The following is a 24,859-nucleotide window of genomic DNA, read 5'->3' as shown; positions in this document are numbered from 1 at the left end:
CACGTCAGGCCGCGGCCAGTCCTGGCGCACGTTTACGTTGGATCAGGAAGGCAATCACTGCCAGCCCAATACCCGCCAAGTCTGTCCACATGCCCCCCTCAATGGTCAGCAACGCAGCAGCAACCAGCAGCAAACGAACCAAAACCGGCGCAGCGGATTTCGCGAACCAACCCAGTACGCCCGCCGACAGCAAGTACACACCAAAGATGGCGGTGATCAGCGCACGCGCAATCTCAAGCCACTCGGCCTCCATCAACAGCGCACCGTTGTAGAAGAACATGAACGGCACGATGAACGCAGCAATACCAATCCGGAATGAAGCCACCGAGGTTGACATGGCATTGGCACCGGAAATGCCCGCTGCCGCATAAGAAGCCAGCGCTACCGGTGGTGTGATCGCAGACACAACCGCGAAGTAGAACACGAAGAAGTGTGCCGTCAGCGGCTCAATACCCAACTGCACCAAACCTGGTGCCACCACCGAAGCAGCTACCGCATAGGCAGCCGTGGTTGGCATACCCATACCCAGCAGGATGGAGATGAACATCGCGAACACCAGCGCCAACAAGTTACTGTGCGCAGCCACATCCAGCAGCAACACCGAGAAGCGGGCACCAACACCGGTCAGTGAGATTACACCCACAATAATACCGGCCGCCGCACACACCACGATGATCTGGATAGACATATAAGCCGCGATTTCAAACGCGCGCAGAATCGACCGGATACCCATCTTGTTGGGTGAAATCCAGCTTACAACCGCTGCGGAAACCGTGGCCAAAGTGCCGGCACGAATAACCGAATAGCCTTGGAACAAGGCCACAATCAGAATGATGATGGGTGCGAACAAATACACCTGGCGCGCCAGAACCTTCAGGTTCGGCAGCTCGTCACTGCGCATACCGCGCATGCCCAGCTTCTTGGCTTCGAAATCCACCATGAAGAACACAGAGGCGAAATACAGAATCGCAGGAATAATCGCCGCAATGGCAATGTCGGTGTAAGGAATACCGGTGATTTCCGCCATGATAAAGGCGCCGGCACCCATGATCGGCGGCATGATCTGCCCACCGGTAGAGGCAGCCGCTTCAACCGCACCTGCAGATTCTTTGCTGTAACCCACCCGTTTCATCAACGGAATGGTCAACGAGCCGGTGGATACCACGTTACCGGCACTGGTGCCGTTGATCATACCCATCAGGCCAGAGGCAAAAATCGCCACCTTGGCCGGACCACCACGGGAACGGCCCGCAGCTGCAAAGGCAAAATTCACAAAGTAGTCACCCACTTTGGAGGCCTGCAGGAACGCGGCAAAAATAATGAACAGAATGATGTACGTCGAAGACACCGCCGTGGTCGGCCCCAAGATACCAGCATCGGTGTACACCTGACTAAAGAAACGCTGCACAGACAAACCCGGATACCCCAGGAATCCCGGCAGATAAGGGCCCACAAACACGTAGGCAAGAAACACCAGCCCGATCACGACCAACGCCATGCCCGCCACTCGACGAGTCAGCTCCATGATCAAAGCGGTACCGGCAACAGCGGCGAAGGAAATCCCCACCGGGGCAAAGGCCGTGCCGGTGGTCATCCGCATGGATGTGTTGAACACCACCAGCAGGTAGGCGGCTACGGCGATCGAGCAGACCACCAACACCAGATCCGGCATACTGAAACGGGCACGATCACGCTGATGGAACCAGCTCATCACAATACCGATGCCCGACGCTGCCAACAACGGCCAGCCAAAATGCCAGGTTTCCAGTTCAGCCGGAACCCGGAAAGCGCCAGCCTTCAGCAAGCTATCGAAAGCATAGGTTTGGTACAGCGCATAAAACGCCGGAATCAAAGCAACCGCACTGATCCACGATGTCCACTTATGCCGTGCAGCGCCCTCTTCGGAGGAAACAAAACGGGCACCGGCAAACAAGATAAACCCCAACACCAGGGCGCCGGCAACGTGCACAATCCGGAACGACCAGGTTTCCATGGGTGCCACGTTCAACGTGTACAAATGGAACACGGAATAGGCAATGGCCAGCATGATCACGAACTTGAGCAGCAGCCCGGTAAACAAGCGGCGGTTGGCCTCTACGGGCTCTTCGTCAACGTCGTGCGCGAGCAGGTGGTCTTCGTTAATCGTCAGGTTTTCAGCCAATGGCTTCTCACCATCGGCAGGAAAATGTTCTTTGGTCATGATTGGTCCTGCCTACAGATAAGGCGGTTATTCAGAAACAACCAAGCCCCGGAGGCGATCACACGCTCCGGGGCTCAAGCCTGATTACTTAATCGCGGCGGCTTCGATGGTATAACCGTTTTCGTTAAACCAACGGGCAGCACCCGGATGCCAAGGCAGCACCGTGTTCTTGCTGTAGTTTTCAGGAACAGAGAAGCGCGCCGCTTTGTGGATCGACACCATTTTCTCGTTGTTTTCCATGGTCAGCTTGGTGATTTCATACACAAAGCTTTCCGGCATATCGCAGTTCACCATGGCGAAGTTCCACATAGACACAACGCGCGAAGGCTCGTCCAGTGACTGGTAAGTACTGGCCGGAATCACAAACTCGGAAACCGGGAACTGATCAACGATCTTCTTGGCTTCTTCATCGTTCATGCCAATGATGTTTACATCGGTCTGAACTTCCAACTGGCTAACCGCAGGGATTGGAATGCCGGCGGCAAAGGCAACCACATCAATCAAACCGTCCTGCAACTGGCCACCCAGATCAGACCAGCTTCCGTTACGGCGCTTAAAGTTAACCCCGAGGGCTTCCATCATGCGCGGGAAGTAAGTGTCAGAGGTGGAGCCTGCAGGCCCGAAACCGATGGTAGCGCCATCAGGAATGTCAGAAATGGATTTGATGCCGGTGCTGCTCAGCGCCGTGATAGAGAACGGTGTCTCGTACATCGGGAACATGGCGCAGACATTGTCCATCTTCATGCCCGGTGCCAGAGGGCTTTCGCCATCGCGGGATTCACGGGCCGGGCCCATGGTGGTCAAGCCAAACTTCAGGTCACCGGTGTGTACCAGCGCCATGTTCTGAACCGGGCCACCTGTGATTTCAGCGCCACCAGACACCCCCAGGTTTTCTGCAACAAAGTTCGCCCAACCAGAACCGTAGGCAAAGTAGGTGCCGCCCTGACTTGCAGTGCCTACGGTAAAGCTGTCTGGCCAACCGGCGCGGTCTTGTGCAACAGCCGGTGTTGCAGCAAATACAGATGAGGCGAACGCGGCCGCCACGATGGTCTGAAGTTTCATAAAAAAGGCTCCCGATGCGTTTTGTTAGTTCGGTGCAGGCAAGGCCGATCTCGACCTCCTGAAACAACTAACAGCAAACCTCGGGCCACAAAACAAAAACCAATACAAAACAACGGCCTATAAAAAGCACTCAGAAACCCAAACCCAAAAATGGGTAGAAACCCACACACCCCAAAAAAGAATTGGGTTAAAACCCGCCAACCCTAGTGCTCGCGCCCCCTCCCGCCACATTCATTCGCCTTCTAAACAATTAATAATCCAAAAAACACCCCGTCAGCCCTTATCTAGCGCCAGATAAGGCTTTGAACGCATCGATTTGTCGGTTTGATATTTAGCCTTCAAACCATTACGCTTATTTAAATTGAACGCTCATTCAAAAAGTTGAACAGGTATTCAGGGCGAGTGGAGCCGAGGACTCATGGCAAGAATCGGAATAGAAACAATTCGGCGTCAGCAACTGATCGACGCAACGCTGCAGATCATTGAAGAGCATGGGTTTCAAGGCGCAACGATCGGGAAAATCGCTGCGGTTTCAGGCCTGTCTGTGGGCATTGTCAGCCACTACTTCGGCGGCAAGCAGGGCCTGCTCGAGGCAACCATGAGGCACTTGCTGTCTTCACTGCAGCAAGACGTGTCGAAACTGATGGCCGATCGGCCCAATACACCCCGGGAACGGTTGATGGCCATTGTCGATGCCAACTTCTCCGGCGTTCAGACCCACGCCCAGTCCTCCAAAACCTGGCTGGCGTTCTGGACCCAAGCCATGCACAGCCCGGACCTCATGCGCTTACAGCGCGTGAACGAACGTCGCCTGCTGTCCAACCTGATGTTCTATTTGCGTGAGCTGATGCCAGAGCCCCAAGTGCGCAGCACCGCTCAAACCATCGCAGCTCTGATTGACGGCTTCTGGCTACGAGCGGCCATGAGTGAAGGCCGCATTGAGCCCTCGCAAGCCGTCACTCTGTGCAAAACCTATATCGACCAAGCCATTCAAGCAAACAACGGAGCCTCCTGATGACGCTGCCCATTTATCAATCGTTTATTAACGGCCAACCCATGGCCAATCAAAGCGGTGAGCGGTTTGATGTCGTGAACCCGGCAACCGGCAAAGTGATCTATCAGGTGGAACAAGCCGACGAATCCGTGATGAAAGCCGCCGTTGAGAGCGCTCGGGTAGGTTTTAACGCCTGGTCCGCGATGAGCGGTCTGGAGCGCGGGCGCATTCTTAACCGCGCCGCCAATATCCTGCGCGAGCGCAACGATGCACTGGCGAAAATCGAGGTACTGGATACCGGCAAGCCCTGGCAGGAGGCCAGCGTAGTAGACGTAGTAACCGGTGCCGATTCGGTGGAATACTTCGCAGGCCAAGCCTCCAGCATCACCGGCGAAAGCCAGCACTTGGGGCCGGACTTTTTCTACACCCGCCGCGAACCGTTGGGCATCTGCGCCGGCATCGGTGCCTGGAACTACCCGCTGCAGATCGCCTGCTGGAAATCCGCGCCGGCACTGGCCTGCGGCAACAGCATGATCTTCAAGCCGTCAGAAGAAACCCCGCTGGGCGCGATCAAACTGGCCGAAATCTACATCGAAGCTGGCGTACCGGCCGGCGTGTTTAACGTGATTCAAGGCGACTACCGAGTGGGCCAAATGCTGACGGCCGAACCCGCCATCGCCAAAGTTTCTTTCACCGGTGAAGCGAAAACGGGCCGCACCGTCATGGCCGACTCTGCATCCTCGCTGAAATCCGTGACCATGGAGCTGGGCGGCAAATCACCGTTGGTCGTGTTTGAAGACACCGACCTCGAACAAGCCGTATCGGCCGCCATGCTGGGCAACTTCTACACGCAAGGCGAAGTCTGCACCAACGGCACTCGCGTATTCGTTCAGCGTTCGATCTACGACGCCTTCATTGACCAGCTGGTGCGACGTACCGAGAACAACATCATCGCCGGAGACCCAGAACACCCCGACACCAACTTCGGCTCTCTGATCAGCGCCAAGCATCGCGATTTGGTGATGAAATACATCGATAGCGCAAAAGCTGAAGGAGCGCGCCTGCTAACCGGCGGTACAACTCTTCAGCCAGCCGGCTTTGAAGGTGGCTATTTTGTAGCGCCGACGATATTCGCCGACTGCACCGATGACATGACCATCGTGCGGGAAGAAATCTTTGGCCCGGTGATGTCGATCCTGCCGTTTGACACCGAAGAAGAAGTGATTCAGCGCGCCAACGACACCGACTACGGCCTGGCAGCGGCGGTATTCACCACCGACACCACCCGCGCTCATCGTGTGATTCATCAGCTTGAAGCCGGCATTTGCTGGATCAACAGCTTTGGCGCCTCACCCGCCGAAATGCCCGTAGGGGGTTACAAGCTCTCCGGGCTGGGTCGCGAGAATGGACGCGAAACTCTCGCCCACTATACCCAGACCAAATCCATCTACGTCGGCATGGCGCCACTTGAGGCACCGTTCTGACCCCCTCATTCCAACGAATATCGCTGCGGGCTGCTTGCCCGCATCCGTATGAAGGAGACAGCTTTGAAGTTTGATAATGAATTTGACTACGTGGTTGTGGGCACCGGCTCTGCCGGCTGCGTGCTGGCCAACCGGTTGAGCGAAAGCGGTGAGCACCAGGTGTTGGTGCTGGAAGCGGGCCGCCGCGACGACACCTGGAAAATCCACATGCCTGCGGCACTCATGTACAACCTCATGGACGACAAGTACAACTGGTACTACCACACCGAGCCGCAAGAATATCTCAACAACCGCAAACTGTACTGGCCCCGCGGCAAAGTCTGGGGTGGCGGCTCTACCCTGAACGCAATGGTATACATCCGCGGCCACGCCTACGACTACGACCGCTGGCACGATGAAGGCGCGAAAGGCTGGCGCTATCAGGACGTACTGCCCTACTTCCGCAAGGCCGAAAGCCGGGAAAAGGGTGCTGACGATTACCGTGGCGGCGATGGCCCCCTGAACGTCCATACCGGTGACGAACCCAACCCGCTGTTCGGCGCGTTCCTGGAAGCGACCAAACAAGCCGGCTACCCCTATACTGAAGACATGAACGGCTACCAGCAGGAAGGCTTCGGCGAAATGGATATGACCATTCGCAAAGGCAAACGCTGGAGCGCCGCTCAGGCCTACTTGCGGCCCGCACTGAACCGGCCGAACCTGACGGCCGAAACCGGCGCCATGACCACCCGCATCCTGTTTGAAGGCGAAAAAGCGGTGGGCGTTGAGTACATCCAGAGCGGCAAGACCATTCGCGTAGCGGCCCGCAAAGAAGTCATTGTCAGCGGCGGTGCCATCAACTCGCCACAGCTGTTGATGCTGTCTGGCATCGGTGCGGCAGACGAACTGAAAGAGCACAACATTCCTGTTGTGGCCGACCGCCCAGGCGTTGGTAAAAACCTGCAGGACCACCTGGAAATCTACGTTCAGCACAAGTCCACCCAGCCGGTTACGCTCTACAAGTACACCACCCAGCCGGGCAAAACCATCGCCGGCGTGAAGTGGTTCCTGAACCACGACTGGGGCGCATGCCGGACTGCACACCTGGAAGCTGGAGGCTTTATCCGCTCTGAAGCGGGCGTACAGCACCCGGACATCCAATACCACTTCTTGCCGTCTCAGGTTATCGACCACGGCCGGAAAGACGCGGAATGCCACGGCTACCAAGCCCATGTGGGCCCCATGCGCCCGACCAGTCGCGGTTTCCTGAAACTGAGATCCGCCGACCCGACCGATCACCCGATCATCGACCCTAAATTGCTCAGCACCGAGCGGGATCGCTGGGAAATGCGCCAAAGCATCAAGCTGACCCGCGAGATTTTCGCCCAATCGGCCTTCGATCCGTTCCGGGGTGAAGAGCTCCGCCCGGGAGCCAGCGCCACCACAGACGAAGACATCGATGCCTTCGTTCGGGAATACGCAGACAGCGCTTACCACCCGTCCTGCACCTGCAAAATGGGCGCAGCCGATGACCCCATGGCCGTTGTTGATGAAGAAGCCCGGGTGTACGGCGTGAGCAACCTGCGGGTGGTGGATGCCTCCATCATGCCGAGCGTGGTGAGCGGCAACCTGAACGCGCCCACCATCATGCTGGCAGAAAAATGCGCCGACCACATCCTCGGCCGCGAGCTGCTGCCCCCTTCGTCAGCCCCCGCCTGGGAGCACCCTGACTGGAAAAACGCACAACGATAAGACCGTGACAAAGAATCAAGAAAGGAGAACGACTATGAAGAAGATCATGTTGGCCTGTGCAGGCCTCGCAATGAGCGGCGCTGCCATGGCAGCCCCAAACCCTGAATGTAAAGCGGTTCGTTTTGCCGATGTCGGCTGGACCGACATCACTGCCACCACCGCGCTCGCTTCCGAGATACTGGAAGCGATGGGGTACGAGCCCAGCGCAAAAGTGCTGTCCGTGCCGGTAACCTACCGCTCACTCAAGAACAAAGACATCGACGTGTTCCTGGGTAACTGGATGCCGACCATGGAAGGCGATGTTCGCCCTTACCTCGAAAGCGGTGATGTTGAAAACGTGATCACCAACCTCGAAGGCGCGAAATACACCTTAGCCGTACCTCAGTTTGTGTACGACGCAGGCGTAACCAACTTTACTGACATCGCCAAGCACGCAGATGAGTTCAATGAACGCATCTACGGCATTGAGCCGGGCAACGACGGTAACCGACTGATCCAGGAAATGGTTGATCAGGATGCCTTCGGTCTTGGCGACTTCCGTGTGGTTGAATCCAGCGAAGCCGGCATGCTGTCACAGGTTAGCCGCTCTGTTCGCCGCAACCAGTGGGTGGTTTTCCTGGCGTGGGAACCGCACCCGATGAACGCCAACTATGACCTGGCGTATCTGGACGGTGGCGACGATTTCTTTGGCCCCAACTACGGCGGTGCCACTGTTCGTACCAACGTGCGCAAGAACTACCTGAACGAATGCCCGAACGTCGGCACCTTGCTGAAAAACATGAAGTTCACGCTCACCATGGAGAACGAAGTGATGGGCGCCATTCTGAACGACGGTGAAGAGCCACGTGATGCTGCCCACGCCTGGCTGGCCAACAACCCTGACGTGCTGACCAGCTGGCTGGACGGCGTTACCACTCTGAACGGTGAAGACGCACTGCCTGCGGTAAAAGCCTACCTCAAGCAGTAAAGCTCCCGGGGTGTTAAACCAACACCACCGCGGCTTATACAAGTAAGCCCCGGGCATCAGCCCGGGGCGCTTGATCTGAAGTTCCGATACCATTCACATCCCGTGCGGGCATTGCCCGCACCCAAAAAGACAGAAAACCATGAACTGGATAACTGAGCATCAACTGCCTTTCGGCGACTTCATGGAAGACGTTGTTGATTTTCTAGTCATCAATTTCAGCGGCTTTTTTGACGCTGTATCCGAAGGCTTACAAAGCATGATTCACGGGCTGACCGATGCCCTTCTCTGGATACCGCCCGCCGCCCTTGTACTCCTTTTGACCGTGGCTGCCCATCTGCGCCATCGCCGCTGGGGCCTCACACTTTTTACCGCCTTCAGCTTTCTTCTGATCTGGAACATTGGCTATTGGGAAGACACCATGGCCACGCTATCGCTGGTGCTTTACGCCACTCTACTGTGCGTGGTGATTGGCATCCCTCTGGGCATATGGGCCGCCCACAGCGAATGGCTGTACAAGTTCCTGCAGCCAGTTCTGGACCTTATGCAAACCATTCCTCCGTTTGTGTACCTGATTCCGACCTTGACCCTATTCGGCCTGGGCGTTGTGCCCGGCGTCATTTCCACCGTTATTTTCGCCATCGCCGCTCCGGTACGGCTGACCTACCTGGGCATTTCTCAAGTGCCGAACGAGTTGGTTGAAGCCGGCAAATCGTTCGGCTGCACCAACCGCCAACTGCTGCTCAAAGTCGAGCTGCCCGCCGCTATGAGTTCCATCGGTGCCGGTATTACCCAGTGCATCATGCTGTCCCTATCGATGGTGGTGATCGCTGCGCTGGTCGGGGCTGATGGCTTAGGTGTGCCGGTTGTTCGCGCCCTGAACACCGTCGACATCGGTAAAGGTTTTGAAGCCGGACTGGCCATTGTATTGCTGGCTATCTGGATGGACCGTTTTTTCCGCCAACGTAACGCTGGGGAGCCCACACAATGATCGAATTCGAAAACGTCAACGTCGTCTTCGGCAAACAGCCCAAACAGGCGTTGCCTCTGATTGAACAAGGCCTGGACAGAGCTGCGATTCGTGAGCAAACCGGCTTGGTGGTGGGTGTCCAAAACGCCAACCTGAGCGTGAAAAAAGGCGAAATCTGCGTCTTGATGGGGCTGTCCGGTTCCGGAAAATCAAGCCTGCTGCGCTGCGTGAACGGCCTGAACGAAGTCACCAGTGGTGCCATCCGCATTGAGCACGATGGCGAGATGGTGGACTTCACTCAAGCCAGCGAAAAAGTGCAGCGCGACATCCGTACCCGGCGCATTTCCATGGTGTTCCAGAGCTTTGCTCTAATGCCTTGGCTGACCGTTGAAGACAACGTGGCCTTCGGCTTGGAGCTGCAAGGGATGAGCAAGGCCAAGCGCCGGAAAAAAGTCGCTCGCCAACTGGAATTGGTCGGTCTTTCAGCCTGGGCCAAGTGCCGCCCGGATGAGCTTTCCGGCGGCATGCGCCAGCGTGTGGGACTGGCCCGGGCGCTGGCCACGGAATCCGAAATACTGCTGATGGATGAACCTTTCTCGGCACTGGACCCACTGATCCGCCACCAGTTGCAGGATGAGCTGTTGAGCCTGCAGGACGAACTGCAAAAAACCATCGTTTTCGTGAGCCACGATTTGGATGAAGCACTGAAACTGGGCTCTCACATTGCCATCATGAAGGACGGTCAAATCGTTCAGCATGGCAAGCCCGAATCCATCGTACTGCACCCCGAAAACGATTACGTGAAGAGTTTCGTGGCCAGCACCAACCCGCTGAACGTTCTGGCCGCCCGTTCGCTAGCCCTGCCGATTGGCGAAATTCAGGAAGATGCCCAAGGCAATCGTTGCCTGAACAAGCGCTACGACATCTGGCTGCACACGCCCGAATTAGCGGAGAAGGCGGTGGTTACCAGCAACGGCCAAACCTTCCAGACTCAATCCTGGCAAGAGGGCCAAGCCATCGAGAGTTTAGCCAAGCAGCCAACCCGCATCGCACCGAATACACCACTGCGCGATGCCGTGGAAATCCGCTACTTCACCGGCCACAGCCTGCTGGTTGAAGAAGGCGGACAAATCACAGGGGCTATTGGAGACAGGGAGCTTTACCACGCCATGCTGGGGAAGCATCTGGATGATAACTAGGGCGAGCTTTTCGCAGCCAAGATTCTTAATCGGTAGCAAGTTACAAAGCATGGCCAAACAGATCGGCGGGAACGGGGCACTCAGCCTCGCCCCGCTTATTGGCAACCTACGGTTCGCTACAGGAACCTCAGGTTACACGAACTGCTACGCCCAAAGCCCTCCTTTTCCCTAAAACGGCCGGCCACCGATAACGATCATCAAACCTCGCTGTCTCGAGAACTCTAGTAAAAAAAGCATAATCTACCGGCTCACACTGAAGTTGTTCAGCACACCATCGATCGACAAGCTTCTTCCCAAAATGAAAACCTAAGCCCAAAGGTTGTTTAAAGGGACATGTCAATCCGCGTGGGGCGCGACGTTCTTCGCTTTGACGTTCGCGCTCCCATCGCTGTTTCAATCCACGCGCCCGCGGGGGCGCGACGCCGCACGGCTGGCCGTTGTGCGTGGTCTTGGCGTTTCAATCCACGCGCCCGCGGGGGGCGCGACTTGGCGATCAGGCCGTCACGCTTCAGGTTGCCGAGTTTCAATCCACGCGCCCGCGGGGGGCGCGACTTGCCAGATAAAGCCGTACAAAGGGCCTTTCATGTTTCAATCCACGCGCCCGCGGGGGGCGCGACGTGACCGCCACGTAGTTGTTAACGTCTCGGCTTGTTTCAATCCACGCGCCCGCGGGGGGCGCGACGTGTGCTCCCGTCCTGCGCTTGCAGGAGATCGTAGTTTCAATCCACGCGCCCGCGGGGGGCGCGACAACCTACCAAAGCGCCAACCGCCAATTACGACAAGTTTCAATCCACGCGCCCGCGGGGGGCGCGACAAAACCAACATAAGGGGTAGCCTCATGGTAAATAGTTTCAATCCACGCGCCCGCGGGGGGCGCGACTGGCGTAACATCTCTAAAATAACACCCGGACAGGAGTTTCAATCCACGCGCCCGCGGGGGGCGCGACTTTGGCTGTGGCACTTGCCAACATCTACGAAAATGTTTCAATCCACGCGCCCGCGGGGGGCGCGACGGCTCCGGTCAGACAATCCGGCTGAGGCTACACTGTTTCAATCCACGCGCCCGCGGGGGGCGCGACCAATGATTTTTTCAAGCACTGGCAACTTGTAGGAGTTTCAATCCACGCGCCCGCGGGGGGCGCGACGTTGAACGCTCGGAATACTGGAGAATCTGAGCCTGTTTCAATCCACGCGCCCGCGGGGGGCGCGACTCCCTGCTAGGGTGTAGTCATTCACAGAAATCCGAGTTTCAATCCACGCGCCCGCGGGGGGCGCGACGTGCGCCATGAGTGGCTGCACGTAACTCTCGGTATCGTTTCAATCCACGCGCCCGCGGGGGGCGCGACCCTTTATCGTCTGTGATCTTGGATGGATAAAACCCGTTTCAATCCACGCGCCCGCGGGGGGCGCGACGAGGGGTCAGATACGACACAAGGTCGGAACCCTGTTTCAATCCACGCGCCCGCGGGGGGCGCGACGATCGGAGCTGAGCCTTTTGGCACCGTATCGCTAGTTTCAATCCACGCGCCCGCGGGGGGCGCGACTTGACTTGAGCTAGTACCATTATACACCAATCGAGTTTCAATCCACGCGCCCGCGGGGGGCGCGACGCAGCGTGTCTGTGATAGATCCTCCCATCGCCGGTTTCAATCCACGCGCCCGCGGGGGGCGCGACATCGTCCAGCTTGATCTCGTTTCCGAGCGAATTGTTTCAATCCACGCGCCCGCGGGGGGCGCGACACCAGCCAGCACATGACGCCGTAGAGCGTCACCAGTTTCAATCCACGCGCCCGCGGGGGGCGCGACTGCTCTAGCGTAACTTATTGAGTTCGAAGGAGCCATTCCTGTATTTCCGCTAACACCTTTTACAATATGAATAGGCAGCAATACAGAAAAGCACTAAAAAGACAAAAGGCCAGGCACCATCTAGGCTCTGGTCTTTCGCTAACATCCTGGGATTTTAAGGAGCACTAACGGTTAGCGATCAAAGAATCATCGCATCTCGGAATATATCTGGAGCGGGCTTTGCTCCGTGATGTTCAATACGACTTTTCCAGTTTTTACCTAACTTATAGAATCTGAGGCTATCCTTTTCTTCGTTATACAGACTTAATAGCTCGTCCCTGAAAAACGTCCACTGAGCGGCATCAACCTCACATTCAAATACGGAATATTGAACCCGCACACCATAATCCAGACATGCTTTTGCTACTCTCCTCAGGCGCCGAGGCCCGTCTGGATCTTCCATTGAAATATCGTAGGTGATCAGAACCATCATAGTGGGCTGTTCCTATCGCATAACGCACGGTGGATACTTCTCTAAATCCTGCCTGAGATGGCGGGCGAGCAACATTGCCTGGATATGGGGAATGATTCCGATAGGCACTTTTTCTTTCAGGAACGGGTGCATCACTTCTTGCTGTTTTCTTTCTTGGTAACTTACAAGCAGTGTCTTACGAGCTTCATCGGTCATCCGGACAGCGCCGGAAGATTCCGTAATAAAGTCTTTCGCACGCAATTGTTTTCGGTTGATCAGGCTCAAAACCAATCTGTCAGCAAGCCATGGCCGGAACTCTTCGAGCAAATCCTGAGCCAGACTATCCCGCCCTGGACGATCAGCGTGCAAGAACCCCACTTGTGGGTCTAGACCCACCCCGTTAAGTGCAGCACTAATATCCTGTCCCAAAATTGAATATACGAATGACAATAGTGCATTGGCAGCATCACGGGGAGGTCGTCTGTTTCTCCCGGCAAACAGGAAGTCATTGCGGGAACCCGCATTGATCAACTCTCCGAATACCGCAAAATATCTTGCAGCTGCATCCCCTTCAATGCCACGAAGAGAGTCCAAATTATCAATATGCTTTGCTTGTCGAATGGAAGCTGCAAGATGCTTTGTAGCGTTTGATAATGAATCCGTAGGGCCGTGATTACGCTGGTGCCTCAGGAGTACGTTTCGACTTCCCACCAGTTTTGCAGCAACGATTGACCGTGCTATTTCAAGACTGGTGGTTTTATTCGCATTATATTGAGCTCGCCGGAGCAGGACATTCCCTGACTTTTCCCCCTGCAACCTGCCATAAAAACGGCCATATTCAGTGAAGAAAGCAAGGTTTACGCCCTTCTCCCCGCAGAACCCCATCAGTGCTGGTGAAACAAGCACATTGCCAAAGCAAAACATCCCTGAAACCGAATGAATTGGCACCTGCATCAGCTTTTTACGTTCATGTTCAATTACAACGGTCTCGCGTTCTTTGTGAACATACGAACCCTGCCGGGTGATGTAGAGACTGTTTTGCAGCTTTTTCACTGTTCGTCCACCTCCTTGAACAGATCGTCTACATAACGGGCGCTACCGTCACGCCCCAGCAGCTTTGGGTTACACAAATCGTAAAGTGAACAGGCGTCACACTTTTTCTCGTAAACCGCTTTAGGTGTCTGCCCGCTAACCAGCAAGTCCCTCACACCCCGGATCGCGGCCACGGTTTCCTCTCTCAGCTCGGATGTGAATTCCACCTCATCCCTGTGCCGCGTTTGCCAATACCAAAGCGCGCCAGAACGAACCGGCCGACCGCGCATTTCTTCAAGACAAAGCCCTTGTGCACAAAGCTGGATGCGATCCCAGTTATCCCGCTTGGGCCTGCCTCTTTTATATTCAACCGGCTTCATGCTTCCAGTTGAAAGTTCAATCTCTACCAGATCCAGCTTGCCGGTTATTCCCAGCGATTCCGCACTGACCAGCACACCCCGTTCATAGCGAATACCCTTGCGGGTTTCCGGCTCTCCCCTGTCGACTCGCTGATGCAACACCTGCCCTTGCGCCGTCAGCCAGTTCTCGGCCCAGGCCTGCTCATTGTGTATGAGGGCGCATTGCCGGGGGCAAAAAGCGAAGTGTTGCAACGCGGAAAGCGGTATGAGCTTTTCATCTTGCATAGCCAGAAGCCTTCCATCAGGCAGCAAACTGGATGACTTCTACCTCATGATTCTGCTTGATGGCTTCTTCCGCCAGGCTCAGAATTTTTGCAGAGGTTGCATCGTCCAGGTAATACTCACCGCAGTTATCGCACACATCTGCGGGTACATTTTTGACAACGATTGTCGCTTCACCTCGTGTCAAGGTGACTGTCGTAGTACCGGGATGAGTTTCCCCGCTTTTACAGATTGAGCAATTCATTCAACTTCTCCTGATCTTGAAGTCGTCACTCCAGATTTCTGGTGACGGCACGTAAGCAGTTATCACATAACATTCATTGTTTCCCTGATTCTGTGCAACAACAACGTGAACCGGCTTGCCATTTACCCACCCCAGTCGCAACTCACTTGGGTAAGGTTTATCATCAGGATAGCCTTTTATCGTTTCTCCAGTTTGAATAGTGAATATAACTTCCTCAGTAGACAGCTTTCTGTCAAACATTCTCCTGAGCGCATGACCACTGAACTTAACTGATGTGCATTGCTTCATCCCTGAATGCCACTCCGTAACACTTGTTCTTGATCAGTTGGTTGCTCTCACCTAATCCAGGTATTTAAGCAACTCCACCCCGGCAGGCAACTTGTCCTCATCAATGGTCACCTCGTAATCACTGAAGTCACGGGCTGGGCCTTCTGTTTTCCGTTTTACATCGACCAGCTCAAACAGTATTCGAGCCGGGGCATTCCCAAGCACTGAATCGTGCTTGAACACCAGCAAGGCGCAGGCCGACATTTCTCCCCGGCTAGCCGACCGGTCATGGTCAAACATATTCACGAGCGCATCCCAGAACAGCTCAAGATCTTCTTCGCCAAAACCGGTTTGCTTGGCCAGATTTGCCGAAATGAAGCCGTGGCAGCGATAAAGGCCATAAGGAATTGTGAACTTTCGGCCCATAGTTCGGTTGTCACCACTCTGAGCTTCGGCTTCTTTTTCGGTGGTTACGGCCATTCTCGTGATGCTGTGCTCTGCACTCACCACTGGCTCAACGCTTCGGGCGAAATTCATCTGTACAGGTCCTCGAACCTGGCCAGTATTCACATCGGTAGACATCACGGCACCAAACGTGCGGATATCGAAGAAATTCTGGCACATCCACCGGGTTACGTTTTTGGCATCCTCGGCTTTTTTGGGCAGCTTTTTCGACTCATGCTTTAGCTCAAGCGCCTCGTAAGCCCGAAGGTTGTTTTTGTTCAGTACCGCTTTTTCCTTGATATAAATTTCAAATGGCGGGGTTTCTTCTTTGACCATTCCCACGTAGTTGCGAACCTTGCGCTTCAGGCACACATCGGTGACCAGCCCCTGCCCTGTTTCGGCATCCACTCGCGGCAGATTGCCAGCATCCGGATCCCCATTCGGGTTGCCGTCTTTTACATCAAAGAGGTACACAAACTCGTAACGGTGATTCAGGCTCATGCTTCAACTCCTTCAGGTTCATTAATTGCTTGTTCTTTGGTTTGCTTGGTAAACAGTACCTGGCGCTGATGGTAGTAGCCGATGGCAAATAGCCCCTGTTCCTCAAGGCTGAGGTGGGCTGGAAATTCGTTAATGTCTGCCATGATTTCTCCAATGCGTTTTTCGGCGACTACCTGTTGACCGCGATGTGGCAGCTTTTTCAAGTGGTGAGCGTGCAGCCGCATCAAGGTGCCGAAGACCGATTTCGGGTTACAGCTGGCACTGCTGTAATAACGGTCCCGGATGGTCGCGTTAAGACCCGGATTGGCATCTGACTGCAGCTTTTCCAACACGGCAAACAGGCATCCTAGGCGGTAACCAATCCGTTTTTCTTCAGGGTTGTAGGCCATAGTCACATCCTTATTGGTAATGTTCTGATGACGATAGGAGCGGTTCAGGAAGGCTTTGATTAGCCGCGCTCGATAGGGGGTAACTTCCCCTTGTTCTGCTTTGATCCGTTTGATGACGCTCTGCATAAGGCTCGCTGGTAACGGCAGCCCCATTAGAATTGCACGAACTGTTTCACCAACCAGGTGAGGCGGCAGGTTTTCGTCTTTTCCCAGCAGCGCTGTTGATCGCAGTAGTGGTTTCAGCGGAGGGTAATCTGCATTTTTGCTGGCAATTTCTATATCGCGGAACCACTGGGCCAGCTGTTGGCCGAATTCCGCAACAGTGCCAACCAGCCAAAAACGCACCGCAATTCTGGCGGCATTGGGAGACAAGCCCAGAAGGTAAAAACGCTCCGAAACGGTGCTCTCGATAAAGGCACTAGTGTGAATGCTTTCTAACAGTTGCCTGACAGCACGGGCACCTCTGTCCGGATCGTCTTTGGGTGCATCGTTAAAGAATGCCGGGAAATTTCTTTCAATCGGGTTGTCGCCAGATGACCACCAGACCACAGAGGTATCGTTGAGCTGGAGTCGCTGGGGACTGTTGGTTCGCAGCAGCTGATTAAGGGCCGTGGTGTATTTGAAGGCGGCTTCTTCGCCTATCGGCGCGTTGTTGCCTTTGTCCTTTCCCCAAGAATTGAAGGAGTCGATGTTGAACGAGACTATATTGGCACCGGCCATCTGGGCTCCCCAAACGCCTTTTACGGCGGGGTGCAGGCGTGCAATTTTGGTTTGCGCGCCGGTTACCAGGCAGATCCCATCCTGATTTTCGGTATCCAGAGGTTGTTCACCAATCCACTGCCTGACAGCGGGCGACTGGCAGACAAGGTGGTTTTCGGTACTCAACTGAAAGGTTAAGTTGCATCCGGAAATTTTCAGGCATTCCTGAAACTCGGCAGACTGTCGAACTTTTTCTTTTTCGGCCTCTTTATGCAGGAAGGTATTAACGGCACGGACACTCTCATCGTTCGGCAACTCGGCATGAAGCTGGCCCACAAAGCCCACAAACGCCTGGTGCTGCTTTTCTGCCATATCCACTTCTTTTGCGGAAGGAGTAGCGCCCGGCTTAGGCACTTTGGGTTGATTCAGCACGTATCCAAAATGATCCCAGAGGCAGTAAGCCGTTTCGTATGACTTGGCTCCACTGCGCTTAACCCCTTGTGGAACCGTGAACGTCTTGGCGATGGCCTTGCCTTTTTCCTGGAACTCGCGGGTATCTTTTAGCTGAACAAATTTACCTTCCGGGGTTAGCACAATGACAAATGGAATTTCCTTTTCCTCAAACCCGATTGGCGGCAACGGATTTCCTGCTGCCTGCCTTCGGTCGTAGTATTCGCACAACGCCTGAAGAATCATCCCCTCACCTCCCCGCTATAGCGGTCAGGCACCGTCACCACGCCATTCTCCATTTTTGCCCTGAAGAACAATGGCTTTGGTGAGGTGGGATCAGAGTAGTCCAGGTCGTACAGCATGAACCCAAGATCTGGGGAGTCTTGAATGGGATCGGGGCCGCGAGTTGCGTCCACCAATTCAAAGTCACAACTGAATTCACGACACCCCAGATAGGGTTGATTGAAACATTGACCTTTTTCTGCGCGGCGGCGAAACATATCGGCAAACTTTGCGGCTGAGTCCTGCGGACCAGCGTTGTCCGTCAGTTGAAACTCTCCGTGGAGCCGGTAGCGGACATCTTTCAGCAACAAGCTTGCACGCTGCTGGCGCTGCTCGTCCACATAGATTCCCAAATGCCCTTCGCCGCTCTTCATTGCTGTCTGAGCCGTTCGCGTAGACACGATGGATTCCACCTCATTGCGGCGCAGGTTCATCCATTTGATGGGGTTGAGTACCTCTATTTTGGATATCTGCCACTGAATAGCCGGTTTCCACAGAATGGCCTCAAAAATAGCCCGTGCGGCCGAAGGCGTAATCACGTCGTAACTCACCCGCTCCACTTTCATTTCCGGCCTTGTAAAGCAGGCGAATTCTCCGCTGACTTCCAGGCAAAATGCCATAAGCCCTCCTATATAACGGTTGATTCAGCAGGGATCAGGCTATCCGGTGCCTGCACACCCCAAACCGAGTGGTAATGACTGGATTCGACAACAAATTTCCCGGCCCGTTGGTAAATAGCACCCATGGCATGAAGCTGCTTGGCCAGCGACTCCGGCAGCGTAACGCTGTATCTCTGCAACTTGCGGTGCACCCACTTCAGAGAGCCGTCCTGCTCCAACAAAGCCAGCCATTGTTCAATGGGGGATTCTTCATGCTCACCCGGGCAAAACGGAACGATAACGCCAATCCCCAAATCGTTAATCAGCCGGAACTTCTCTGCGGCTTCCCGAAACTGAATGCCCAAAGGCGTATCGGAAGAGCTCTCTGCTTTTAGAAGCCGGCAAATTCCATGCTTGTCCCGATCGCCCTGGATGTTGAGATCACTAAAAAAGGCCTGTATCGCTTCGGGACTCAGTGGATCGTCCAATTGCCCACTAAGCAGCAGTTTTTTGGTCACTTGGGCAGCCTGTCGCAGGAAACCGGGTGGCGGAAGCTGCTCTGGCTGAAACACCACAACACGCCCCCTGGTTAACCGCCCCTCACGATTACACCGTCCTGCCGCTTGGGCAATAGAGTCCAGCCCTGCCATCGCGCGATAGACCACAGGGAAATCCACATCAACACCCGCTTCGATCAACTGGGTGCTCACCACACGTAAAGGACGAGTTGAGCCCGCCCGCCGTTCAGAAAGTTTGTCACGAATTTCTTTCAATATGCCGGAGCGGTGTTCCGCACACATATTTGCAGACAGGTGGTAGGTGTCGCCCTCATCTGGCAGCAAACTGAAGAGGGTTCTCGCATCCTGGCGCTTGTTAACCACCACCAGAACACACGGTTCTTCAGACAACTGGTGAGCCAGCGACTCCCAGGATGTTGTTTCGTCCGGGTCTGACGGCATCTCAATTTCTACTCGCTTTAGCTGGTTCGCGAGCTGCTCGGGCTCCGGAATTATTTCCCGAACATTTTCCAGTCCTGTGTGTAAGACTCGGCCAAAGGAATCTGCCTGCTTGCCCAGCTCCGGCTGAGTGGCTGTGCAGAGTAACCAGGTAACGTCGAAGTGGTCGGCCAACTGCTGCATGACTTGGGTAATCGGTTCGTGAAAGTCCCTGGGTATTTGCTGCGCCTCATCCAGAACAATCACGCTGTTCACAAGGTTGTGCAGTTTTCTGCAACGACTAGTGCGGCTAGCGAATAGCGACTCGAACAGTTGAACATTTGTGGTCACGATCAAAGGCGCATCCCAGTTCTCCGCTGCCAGCCTGGAACCTGCCTTTTCCGCAACCGGGTCGACATCAAGACTGCTGTGATGCTCAAGAACAGCGTCCTCACCAAGCAATTGCCGAAACACACCGGCGTTCTGTTCAATGATGCTGGTGAATGGAATGGCATAGATAATCCGGGACTTACCATGCAGTCTGGCATGCTCCAGTGCGAACCCGAGGCTGGCCAGGGTCTTTCCGCCGCCGGTGGGCACCGTCAGGCTGAATAGGCCCGATTCTTCAGCGGCACTGTGTTGACAGGCATCAAATATTGCTTTTCGGATTTTATTCAGTGGTGTGTCGTCTGCTTTTGTTTGCAGCTGCCTCATTTTTTTGAAGAATACCGGATGAAGTTGTGACAAACTGGGCGACTGACTGCGCTGGCCGGCTCGCTCTGGGGCCATGTAGCTCTCAGTGTCCAGAAAATCAGCATCTACCAGGCACGAAAACAACAAACGCATCCAAAGGCTTATGGAGTCCAAATTTCTGGCCGGGGCTGGAACATCCGGCTGATCCTCTGTCAGAAGATGCTCCGGAATGTCAGCACTCATTGCTTCTGAGTATTCCTTCCCCGCCTCCTGCAACCGAAACTGCAAGGAGCCTTGGTTCCCGGTCCAGTCTGGCAAACCGGCGTGGTGGCCAGCTATTAGGTAGGCGATGATATACCCCGGAACTGATGGCCATTGGTTGACCGCGTGAACTGCGCCTGCCGTTGAGTGTGTAACTCTCGTTGGCCCCTCAACATGGGCGTTCTCCCGTTCGTAGCCGGATGCATCGCGAATGTATGTCTGGAAAGCACTACGATACTTGCCCAAGTCATGCCAAAGCCCTGCAGCCTTTCCCCACCCTGCGGATTGAAATACCTCCGACTTTTTTGCGCTTAGGTTTGCCACTTTTTGAAGATGGTCCGCCAGCCCATGTGGTTCGAGCCACCCCCCTGTCTTGCCATCAATCTTTACATGGGCAACATACTTGAAATTATTCACACCCCGCCCCCTCTGCTTTGTATTCAGGCTTGTTTAGACATCGCATAGAGGTTATCGCAGCGAATCGCGTTTCTTGGCAATACCGCTGATGTATAACAAAAAAGGCGGGAAAAGCACGGGCAGTCCTGCGGAAACTCCGTAGACACCGCTTTGCGCAAATATTCCGCATGTATTGAGAATGAAATGTGCGCCCTTTAAGAGCGGGGATTAGAAAATCTCTAAGCAGGTCATGGATCTTATAGATCCTATCAAAACGACTCACACACACTCCTTGTGCACAGCGATCCTTTCAAACAAGATTAGCTAGTTACTCGTTTGTTTGCCACCCATAAAATGAAGAATCACCAACGCCCCTGCAAGGTCGCCACGATCTTTCTCCCACCTGCATGATTCCGGTGTTCACACAGATAGATGCCCTGCCAGGTGCCCAAGGCCAGCTTGCCGTGCGTAATAGGAATCGTCAGTGATGGCCCGATGATCACATTCTTGATGTGGGAGGTGGTATCGTCCGGGCCTTCCAGTGTGTGTTCATAGTAAGGCGCGTTTTCCGGCACCATAACGTTAAAGTGGCGTTCCAGATCACCGCGAACATCCGGGTCCGCATTTTCATTGATCGCCAAGGACGCAGAGGTGTGTTGAATAAACAGATGCAACAAGCCCACTTCGCAGTTCGCCAGCTCCGGCGCCCGCGCGAGAATGTCTTCGGTAACCAGATTGAAACCCCGCGGGTACGGCGGCAGCTCAATGATGTTCTGATGCCAGATCATAATCTCTCCACAGCTTATTTCTGCAGGTCATCCCACGGGTGAACCGGTACCGCGACGTCTTCCGACACTTCGCTTTCGTAGGAGCTCCGGAAATGGTCCATAGCTTTTTCGGCCTCGCCCAGCTCGTCAAAACGGGCGATGTGGTAAATCGCTTCGCCTTCGTTCACCAGCGGCAAATTATTCACACAGATCACAATGCCCGAACAAGGCGACGTAATCGCCACTTCCGTTTCACCAAACGGGTCTGCCACCATGGCCAGCTTCTGCCCTTTGCGAACACGCTGCCCTAAACGAGCGACCGGCCGCATGATGCCGTCTATGTCGGCCCTCACCCACTGGGAGTTTGCTGCGGTTTCAGAGCGCTTTTTCGGAGCCTTGGGGCCTTTCTTGGCCGGCACCATTTCCAGCTCGCGCATCACCCGAATAATGCCTTTCACACCACTGGCAATCACCACGTCATCAAAACGCAGGGCTTCACCACCTTCAAAGGTGATCACCGGTATGTCGAGCGAGTCAGCGTAGGCTCGCAAGCTGCCATCCCGCAGGCCCGCGTTGATGATGATCGGCGCACCAAAGGCTTCGGCCATACGGGTCGTTTCCGGGTTTTTCAGTTCGGCCCGGATCTGCGGCAGGTTAAAGCGGTGAATGGCCCCGGTGTGCAAGTCGATGATGTGCGTCACCCGCTCCATAATCAGAGTGCGCAGCAAGTAGGCAATCCGACCGCCCAACGAGCCGGATTCCGAACCCGGAAAGCAGCGGTTCAGATCACGCCGGTCCGGCAGGTAACGGGAGCGCTGAACAAAACCGAATATATTGACGATAGGCACCGCAACCAAGGTTCCGCGCAGGTGCCTGAGCGCCGAGTTTTTCATCACCCGGCGAATGATCTCAACACCGTTGATTTCATCACCATGAATCGCGCCACATACCATCAATACCGGCCCATCACGGCGACCATGCACCACTTCCACAGGTATATGCAGTGGCGTGTGGGTGTACAGTTTCGCCACCTGAACGTTGACGGTTTCACGGGTGCCGGCTTTTACCTGCACACCGGCAATCTCAAACGGTGCTCTTGCCATAAACGGTTAGCCTCGGCCTCTGGTTTTGGTTTTCCAGGGCTTATAGTTTTTCTCGGTCCAGTTAATGATCATGCCTGCGACGTTTTTACCGGTGGCATTTTCAATGCCTTCCAACCCCGGTGAGGAATTCACCTCCATCACCAGCGGGCCACGGCTGGAACGCAGGAGATCCACACCGGCTACGTTCAGGCCCATGGCTTTTGCGGCGGTGACCGCCGTGCGCCGCTCTTCCGGCGTAATACGCACTAACGAGGCGGTACCCCCGCGGTGCAAGTTTGAACGGAACTCGCCCTCGGCACCTTGGCGTTTCATCGCCGCAATCACTTTGTCGCCAATCACGAAACAGCGAATATCCGCACCGCCGGCTTCTTTGATAAATTCCTGCACCAGAATGTCGGCCTTCAGGCCCATAAAGGCCTCGATCACGCTTTCGGCCGCTTTTCGGGTTTCCGCCAGCACTACGCCGATTCCTTGGGTGCCTTGCAGCAACTTGATCACCACCGGCGCGCCGCCCACCATTTTCAGCAGCTCCGGCACGTTATCCGGCTTGTTGGCGAATCCGGTGACGGGCATGCCCACGCCCTTGCGAGCCAGCAACTGCAACGAGCGCAACTTATCCCGTGAGCGGGTAATCGCTACCGACTCATTCAATGGAAACACGCCCATCATTTCGAACTGACGCAGTACCGCCGTGCCGTAAAAGGTGACCGAGGCACCGATCCGCGGAATCACCACGTCGAAGTCTTCCAGAACCTCTTCGTGGTAATGAATCTTCGGGTCTGCAGAGGTGATGTTCATCGAGCAATGCAAGCAATCGATAACTTTCACTTCATGGCCGCGATTGATGCCTTCTTCCATCAAACGCCGAGTCGAATACAGGTGACGATTGCGCGACATAATCGCAATTTTCATAATTAAATCCTTGGTGCCGGCTCGCCGGCAAGATAAGAAGCTTCAGGGTATACAGTGGCACGGCCCGACATAGCGGTGCGGCCCAACAGCATCCGAAATCTCATAGAGTCCCGGTTGGTCAATGTCATTTCAATCGGCCAGCTTTCGTTGCCCACGGTTACCATGGTTTCGATCACCAGCCGTAATTCTTTGTGGCCGCCGGAATCCGTCACCGTCCGCTCGTCCAGCACTTTGGCATCGCACTCAATGACGTCCTTCATTTCGTTCTGGACCGGGTGCACCCAGAACTTCACGCGGCGTTCCCCGTTTTCAGTATAGGGCTCTGTACGGAAAGTATGCAGGCAGGAGGTGCGCGCTCCGGTATCGACCTTGGCTTTCATTCGGCCAATACCCAGCTCTGGCAGCCCCACCCATTCGCGCCAGCCCAGACCTATTCTATTTTCCGTGGAAGTAGGCGGCGTGCTTATAATTTCTTCAGTCGTTTTGATCGACATCCGGGAGACCCTTCTCTTTTTGTTGCTCCGGCGCTAACAGCTGCACCCTAAATGGCTCTGAATGACTACCCGCATAAATGCTGGTATGTGGAAACGGAATTTCGATGCCGTGGCCATCCAGCATTTTTTTCACAGCAATCATCATGCTGCTTCGGCCTTCCAAAAACCGGTCTTTAGGTACCCAAAACGAAAACTGTAAATCCACGGAAGACGCACCAAACCCGGTGACTTGCACGAAGGGTTTCGGTTCTTCCAAACACGCGGCATTTTCATTAGCCAGTTCTAGCAGCAACTCACTCACCCGCTCCGCGTCTTCGGCGTAGGCAATGCCCAGCGTCAGATCAATTCTCCGGATAGGGAAACGTGAGCGGTTTACCACACGCGTTTTAATCAGGGTTTCGTTGGGAACGCGCACATACAGGTTATCAGGCGTTCGCAACTTTACGCTGAGCAGATCAATCGACACCACTTCACCGGCGGTGGCATCCACTTCGATGACATCGCCAATTTCGAAGGGTTTCTCCATCACCAGAAACAAGCCGCTGATGATGTTCGAAGCCGACGTTTGGGAAGCAAAGCCGATCGCCACGGTTAGAATCCCCGCAGCACCCAACACCACTTCCAGAGAGAAACCGGCTTCGCGCAGAGCCGCCATCGCAAACAGTATAAACACCAGGTAAAAACACAAACGACGGATCATCACCTGATGATGGCGAGAAACCCGATCCCCCACCAAACGGCCTGTGCTGCGGGCCACCAACGTGCCAAGCACAGCACCCAGCGCCAAAAGAAAGGCCGCCGAAAACCACTGGCCCCAAGCAATGCCGTTGGTTATCTCGCCGATGGTTTGCTGTATCGAATCAAACAAAGCAAAACTCCTGTTCTGGCT

General features: G+C 54.9%; 22 protein-coding genes and 1 CRISPR repeat array. Of the genes, 6 read left to right on the top strand and 16 right to left on the bottom strand.

The annotated features are described in order from the left end of the window. Window positions 1-4 precede the first annotated feature (4 nt). Window positions 5-2,200 carry a TRAP transporter permease gene (locus tag DOQ08_RS00725; RefSeq protein ID WP_114333001.1) on the bottom strand — a complete coding sequence of 732 codons (2,196 nt, stop codon included), beginning with the start codon at window positions 2,198-2,200 and terminating at the stop codon, window positions 5-7. Between the two features lie 84 nt (window positions 2,201-2,284). Next, window positions 2,285-3,262, bottom strand: coding sequence for a TAXI family TRAP transporter solute-binding subunit (locus DOQ08_RS00720; protein WP_114333000.1), 978 nt, complete (start codon window positions 3,260-3,262; stop codon window positions 2,285-2,287). A 418-nt stretch (window positions 3,263-3,680) separates the two neighbouring features. Between DOQ08_RS00720 and betI the strand changes: the two genes are divergently transcribed. The 6 genes from betI (at window position 3,681) to choV (ending at window position 10,604) form a co-directional block, all read left to right on the top strand. Next, window positions 3,681-4,277, top strand: a complete 597-nt coding sequence (gene betI, locus DOQ08_RS00715; RefSeq protein ID WP_114332999.1) for a transcriptional regulator BetI — start codon at window positions 3,681-3,683, stop codon at window positions 4,275-4,277. Beyond that, on the top strand, window positions 4,277-5,740 hold the full coding sequence (gene betB / locus DOQ08_RS00710; protein ID WP_114332998.1) for a betaine-aldehyde dehydrogenase: 1,464 nt from the start codon (window positions 4,277-4,279) through the stop codon (window positions 5,738-5,740). The genes betI and betB overlap by 1 nt, the downstream gene beginning before the upstream one ends. A gap of 48 nt (window positions 5,741-5,788) precedes the next feature. After that, window positions 5,789-7,471: a choline dehydrogenase gene (gene betA / locus DOQ08_RS00705; protein ID WP_114332997.1), complete on the top strand. Its 1,683-nt coding sequence runs from the start codon at window positions 5,789-5,791 to the stop codon at window positions 7,469-7,471. 34 nt (window positions 7,472-7,505) lie between these two features. After that, on the top strand, window positions 7,506-8,438 hold the full coding sequence (locus DOQ08_RS00700; RefSeq protein WP_114332996.1) for a choline ABC transporter substrate-binding protein: 933 nt from the start codon (window positions 7,506-7,508) through the stop codon (window positions 8,436-8,438). A 139-nt stretch (window positions 8,439-8,577) separates the two neighbouring features. Then, on the top strand, window positions 8,578-9,426 hold the full coding sequence (choW, locus tag DOQ08_RS00695) for a choline ABC transporter permease subunit (RefSeq protein WP_114332995.1): 849 nt from the start codon (window positions 8,578-8,580) through the stop codon (window positions 9,424-9,426). Then, window positions 9,423-10,604 (top strand): choline ABC transporter ATP-binding protein, encoded by a 1,182-nt coding sequence (choV, locus tag DOQ08_RS00690; RefSeq protein ID WP_114332994.1) that lies wholly within the window; start codon window positions 9,423-9,425, stop codon window positions 10,602-10,604. The genes choW and choV overlap by 4 nt, the downstream gene beginning before the upstream one ends. Window positions 10,605-11,058: 454 nt before the next feature. After that, window positions 11,059-12,410: direct repeats of the CRISPR family, unit length 32 nt; unit sequence GTTTCAATCCACGCGCCCGCGGGGGGCGCGAC. A 178-nt stretch (window positions 12,411-12,588) separates the two neighbouring features. Here the strand turns inward: choV and cas2 are convergent. From cas2 to DOQ08_RS00620, 14 genes are all read right to left on the bottom strand, one after another. Continuing rightward, window positions 12,589-12,882 (bottom strand): CRISPR-associated endonuclease Cas2, encoded by a 294-nt coding sequence (cas2, locus tag DOQ08_RS00685; protein ID WP_114332993.1) that lies wholly within the window; start codon window positions 12,880-12,882, stop codon window positions 12,589-12,591. A gap of 12 nt (window positions 12,883-12,894) precedes the next feature. After that, window positions 12,895-13,914, bottom strand: coding sequence for a type I-C CRISPR-associated endonuclease Cas1c (gene cas1c / locus DOQ08_RS00680; RefSeq protein WP_114332992.1), 1,020 nt, complete (start codon window positions 13,912-13,914; stop codon window positions 12,895-12,897). Continuing rightward, window positions 13,911-14,537 carry a CRISPR-associated protein Cas4 gene (cas4, locus tag DOQ08_RS00675; protein WP_114332991.1) on the bottom strand — a complete coding sequence of 209 codons (627 nt, stop codon included), beginning with the start codon at window positions 14,535-14,537 and terminating at the stop codon, window positions 13,911-13,913. The genes cas1c and cas4 overlap by 4 nt, the downstream gene beginning before the upstream one ends. Window positions 14,538-14,553: 16 nt before the next feature. Beyond that, on the bottom strand, window positions 14,554-14,778 hold the full coding sequence (locus DOQ08_RS00670; RefSeq protein WP_114332990.1) for a type II toxin-antitoxin system MqsA family antitoxin: 225 nt from the start codon (window positions 14,776-14,778) through the stop codon (window positions 14,554-14,556). Then, window positions 14,779-15,066 (bottom strand): DUF4258 domain-containing protein, encoded by a 288-nt coding sequence (locus DOQ08_RS16210; RefSeq protein WP_114332989.1) that lies wholly within the window; start codon window positions 15,064-15,066, stop codon window positions 14,779-14,781. It lies immediately after the preceding gene. A gap of 51 nt (window positions 15,067-15,117) precedes the next feature. Then, entirely contained in the window at window positions 15,118-15,990 is an 873-nt protein-coding gene (gene cas7c / locus DOQ08_RS00660; RefSeq protein ID WP_114332988.1) for a type I-C CRISPR-associated protein Cas7/Csd2, read from the bottom strand. Next, window positions 15,987-17,774, bottom strand: coding sequence for a type I-C CRISPR-associated protein Cas8c/Csd1 (gene cas8c, locus DOQ08_RS00655; protein WP_114332987.1), 1,788 nt, complete (start codon window positions 17,772-17,774; stop codon window positions 15,987-15,989). Before cas8c ends, cas7c begins: the two co-directional genes overlap by 4 nt. Beyond that, complete coding sequence (gene cas5c, locus DOQ08_RS00650; RefSeq protein ID WP_114332986.1) at window positions 17,771-18,430, bottom strand: type I-C CRISPR-associated protein Cas5c; 660 nt, start codon at window positions 18,428-18,430, stop codon at window positions 17,771-17,773. Before cas5c ends, cas8c begins: the two co-directional genes overlap by 4 nt. Window positions 18,431-18,438: 8 nt before the next feature. Next, window positions 18,439-20,715: a CRISPR-associated helicase Cas3' gene (cas3, locus tag DOQ08_RS00645; RefSeq protein ID WP_114332985.1), complete on the bottom strand. Its 2,277-nt coding sequence runs from the start codon at window positions 20,713-20,715 to the stop codon at window positions 18,439-18,441. A gap of 341 nt (window positions 20,716-21,056) precedes the next feature. Further along, entirely contained in the window at window positions 21,057-21,482 is a 426-nt protein-coding gene (locus tag DOQ08_RS00640) for a secondary thiamine-phosphate synthase enzyme YjbQ (RefSeq protein ID WP_114332984.1), read from the bottom strand. A gap of 14 nt (window positions 21,483-21,496) precedes the next feature. Further along, window positions 21,497-22,564 (bottom strand): succinylglutamate desuccinylase/aspartoacylase family protein, encoded by a 1,068-nt coding sequence (locus DOQ08_RS00635; RefSeq protein WP_114332983.1) that lies wholly within the window; start codon window positions 22,562-22,564, stop codon window positions 21,497-21,499. 6 nt (window positions 22,565-22,570) lie between these two features. Beyond that, the gene (gene rimK / locus DOQ08_RS00630; protein ID WP_114332982.1) at window positions 22,571-23,476 is read right to left on the bottom strand and encodes a 30S ribosomal protein S6--L-glutamate ligase; all 906 of its coding nucleotides are present in this window, start codon (window positions 23,474-23,476) and stop codon (window positions 22,571-22,573) included. A 2-nt stretch (window positions 23,477-23,478) separates the two neighbouring features. Beyond that, the gene (locus tag DOQ08_RS00625; protein ID WP_114332981.1) at window positions 23,479-23,970 is read right to left on the bottom strand and encodes an ATP-dependent zinc protease family protein; all 492 of its coding nucleotides are present in this window, start codon (window positions 23,968-23,970) and stop codon (window positions 23,479-23,481) included. After that, the gene (locus tag DOQ08_RS00620) at window positions 23,951-24,838 is read right to left on the bottom strand and encodes a mechanosensitive ion channel family protein (RefSeq protein ID WP_114332980.1); all 888 of its coding nucleotides are present in this window, start codon (window positions 24,836-24,838) and stop codon (window positions 23,951-23,953) included. The genes DOQ08_RS00625 and DOQ08_RS00620 overlap by 20 nt, the downstream gene beginning before the upstream one ends. Window positions 24,839-24,859: the final 21 nt, after the last annotated feature.

Origin of the sequence: Marinobacter litoralis (assembly GCF_003336705.1) — a bacterium.
Taxonomy (GTDB): domain Bacteria; phylum Pseudomonadota; class Gammaproteobacteria; order Pseudomonadales; family Oleiphilaceae; genus Marinobacter; species Marinobacter litoralis.
Note: the sequence above shows the minus strand (reverse complement) of the source record. Positions and strands in the feature narration are given on the sequence as shown.

Excerpts from the sequence above, each read along its gene's own strand:
- DOQ08_RS00720 (WP_114333000.1), bottom strand. The coding sequence starts at position 3,262 with ATGAAACTTCAGACCATCGTGGCGGCCGCGTTCGCCTCATCTGTATTT.
- DOQ08_RS00635 (WP_114332983.1), bottom strand. The coding sequence starts at position 22,564 with ATGGCAAGAGCACCGTTTGAGATTGCCGGTGTGCAGGTAAAAGCCGGC.
- DOQ08_RS00640 (WP_114332984.1), bottom strand. The coding sequence starts at position 21,482 with ATGATCTGGCATCAGAACATCATTGAGCTGCCGCCGTACCCGCGGGGT.
- cas7c (WP_114332988.1), bottom strand. The coding sequence starts at position 15,990 with ATGAGCCTGAATCACCGTTACGAGTTTGTGTACCTCTTTGATGTAAAA.
- DOQ08_RS00700 (WP_114332996.1), top strand. The coding sequence starts at position 7,506 with ATGAAGAAGATCATGTTGGCCTGTGCAGGCCTCGCAATGAGCGGCGCT.
- cas5c (WP_114332986.1), bottom strand. The coding sequence starts at position 18,430 with ATGGCATTTTGCCTGGAAGTCAGCGGAGAATTCGCCTGCTTTACAAGG.
- DOQ08_RS16210 (WP_114332989.1), bottom strand. The coding sequence starts at position 15,066 with ATGAAGCAATGCACATCAGTTAAGTTCAGTGGTCATGCGCTCAGGAGA.
- betI (WP_114332999.1), top strand. The coding sequence starts at position 3,681 with ATGGCAAGAATCGGAATAGAAACAATTCGGCGTCAGCAACTGATCGAC.
- DOQ08_RS00625 (WP_114332981.1), bottom strand. The coding sequence starts at position 23,970 with ATGTCGATCAAAACGACTGAAGAAATTATAAGCACGCCGCCTACTTCC.
- DOQ08_RS00725 (WP_114333001.1), bottom strand. The coding sequence starts at position 2,200 with ATGACCAAAGAACATTTTCCTGCCGATGGTGAGAAGCCATTGGCTGAA.
- rimK (WP_114332982.1), bottom strand. The coding sequence starts at position 23,476 with ATGAAAATTGCGATTATGTCGCGCAATCGTCACCTGTATTCGACTCGG.
- betB (WP_114332998.1), top strand. The coding sequence starts at position 4,277 with ATGACGCTGCCCATTTATCAATCGTTTATTAACGGCCAACCCATGGCC.
- betA (WP_114332997.1), top strand. The coding sequence starts at position 5,789 with ATGAAGGAGACAGCTTTGAAGTTTGATAATGAATTTGACTACGTGGTT.
- DOQ08_RS00670 (WP_114332990.1), bottom strand. The coding sequence starts at position 14,778 with ATGAATTGCTCAATCTGTAAAAGCGGGGAAACTCATCCCGGTACTACG.
- choW (WP_114332995.1), top strand. The coding sequence starts at position 8,578 with ATGAACTGGATAACTGAGCATCAACTGCCTTTCGGCGACTTCATGGAA.
- cas8c (WP_114332987.1), bottom strand. The coding sequence starts at position 17,774 with ATGATTCTTCAGGCGTTGTGCGAATACTACGACCGAAGGCAGGCAGCA.
- cas2 (WP_114332993.1), bottom strand. The coding sequence starts at position 12,882 with ATGATGGTTCTGATCACCTACGATATTTCAATGGAAGATCCAGACGGG.
- cas4 (WP_114332991.1), bottom strand. The coding sequence starts at position 14,537 with ATGCAAGATGAAAAGCTCATACCGCTTTCCGCGTTGCAACACTTCGCT.
- choV (WP_114332994.1), top strand. The coding sequence starts at position 9,423 with ATGATCGAATTCGAAAACGTCAACGTCGTCTTCGGCAAACAGCCCAAA.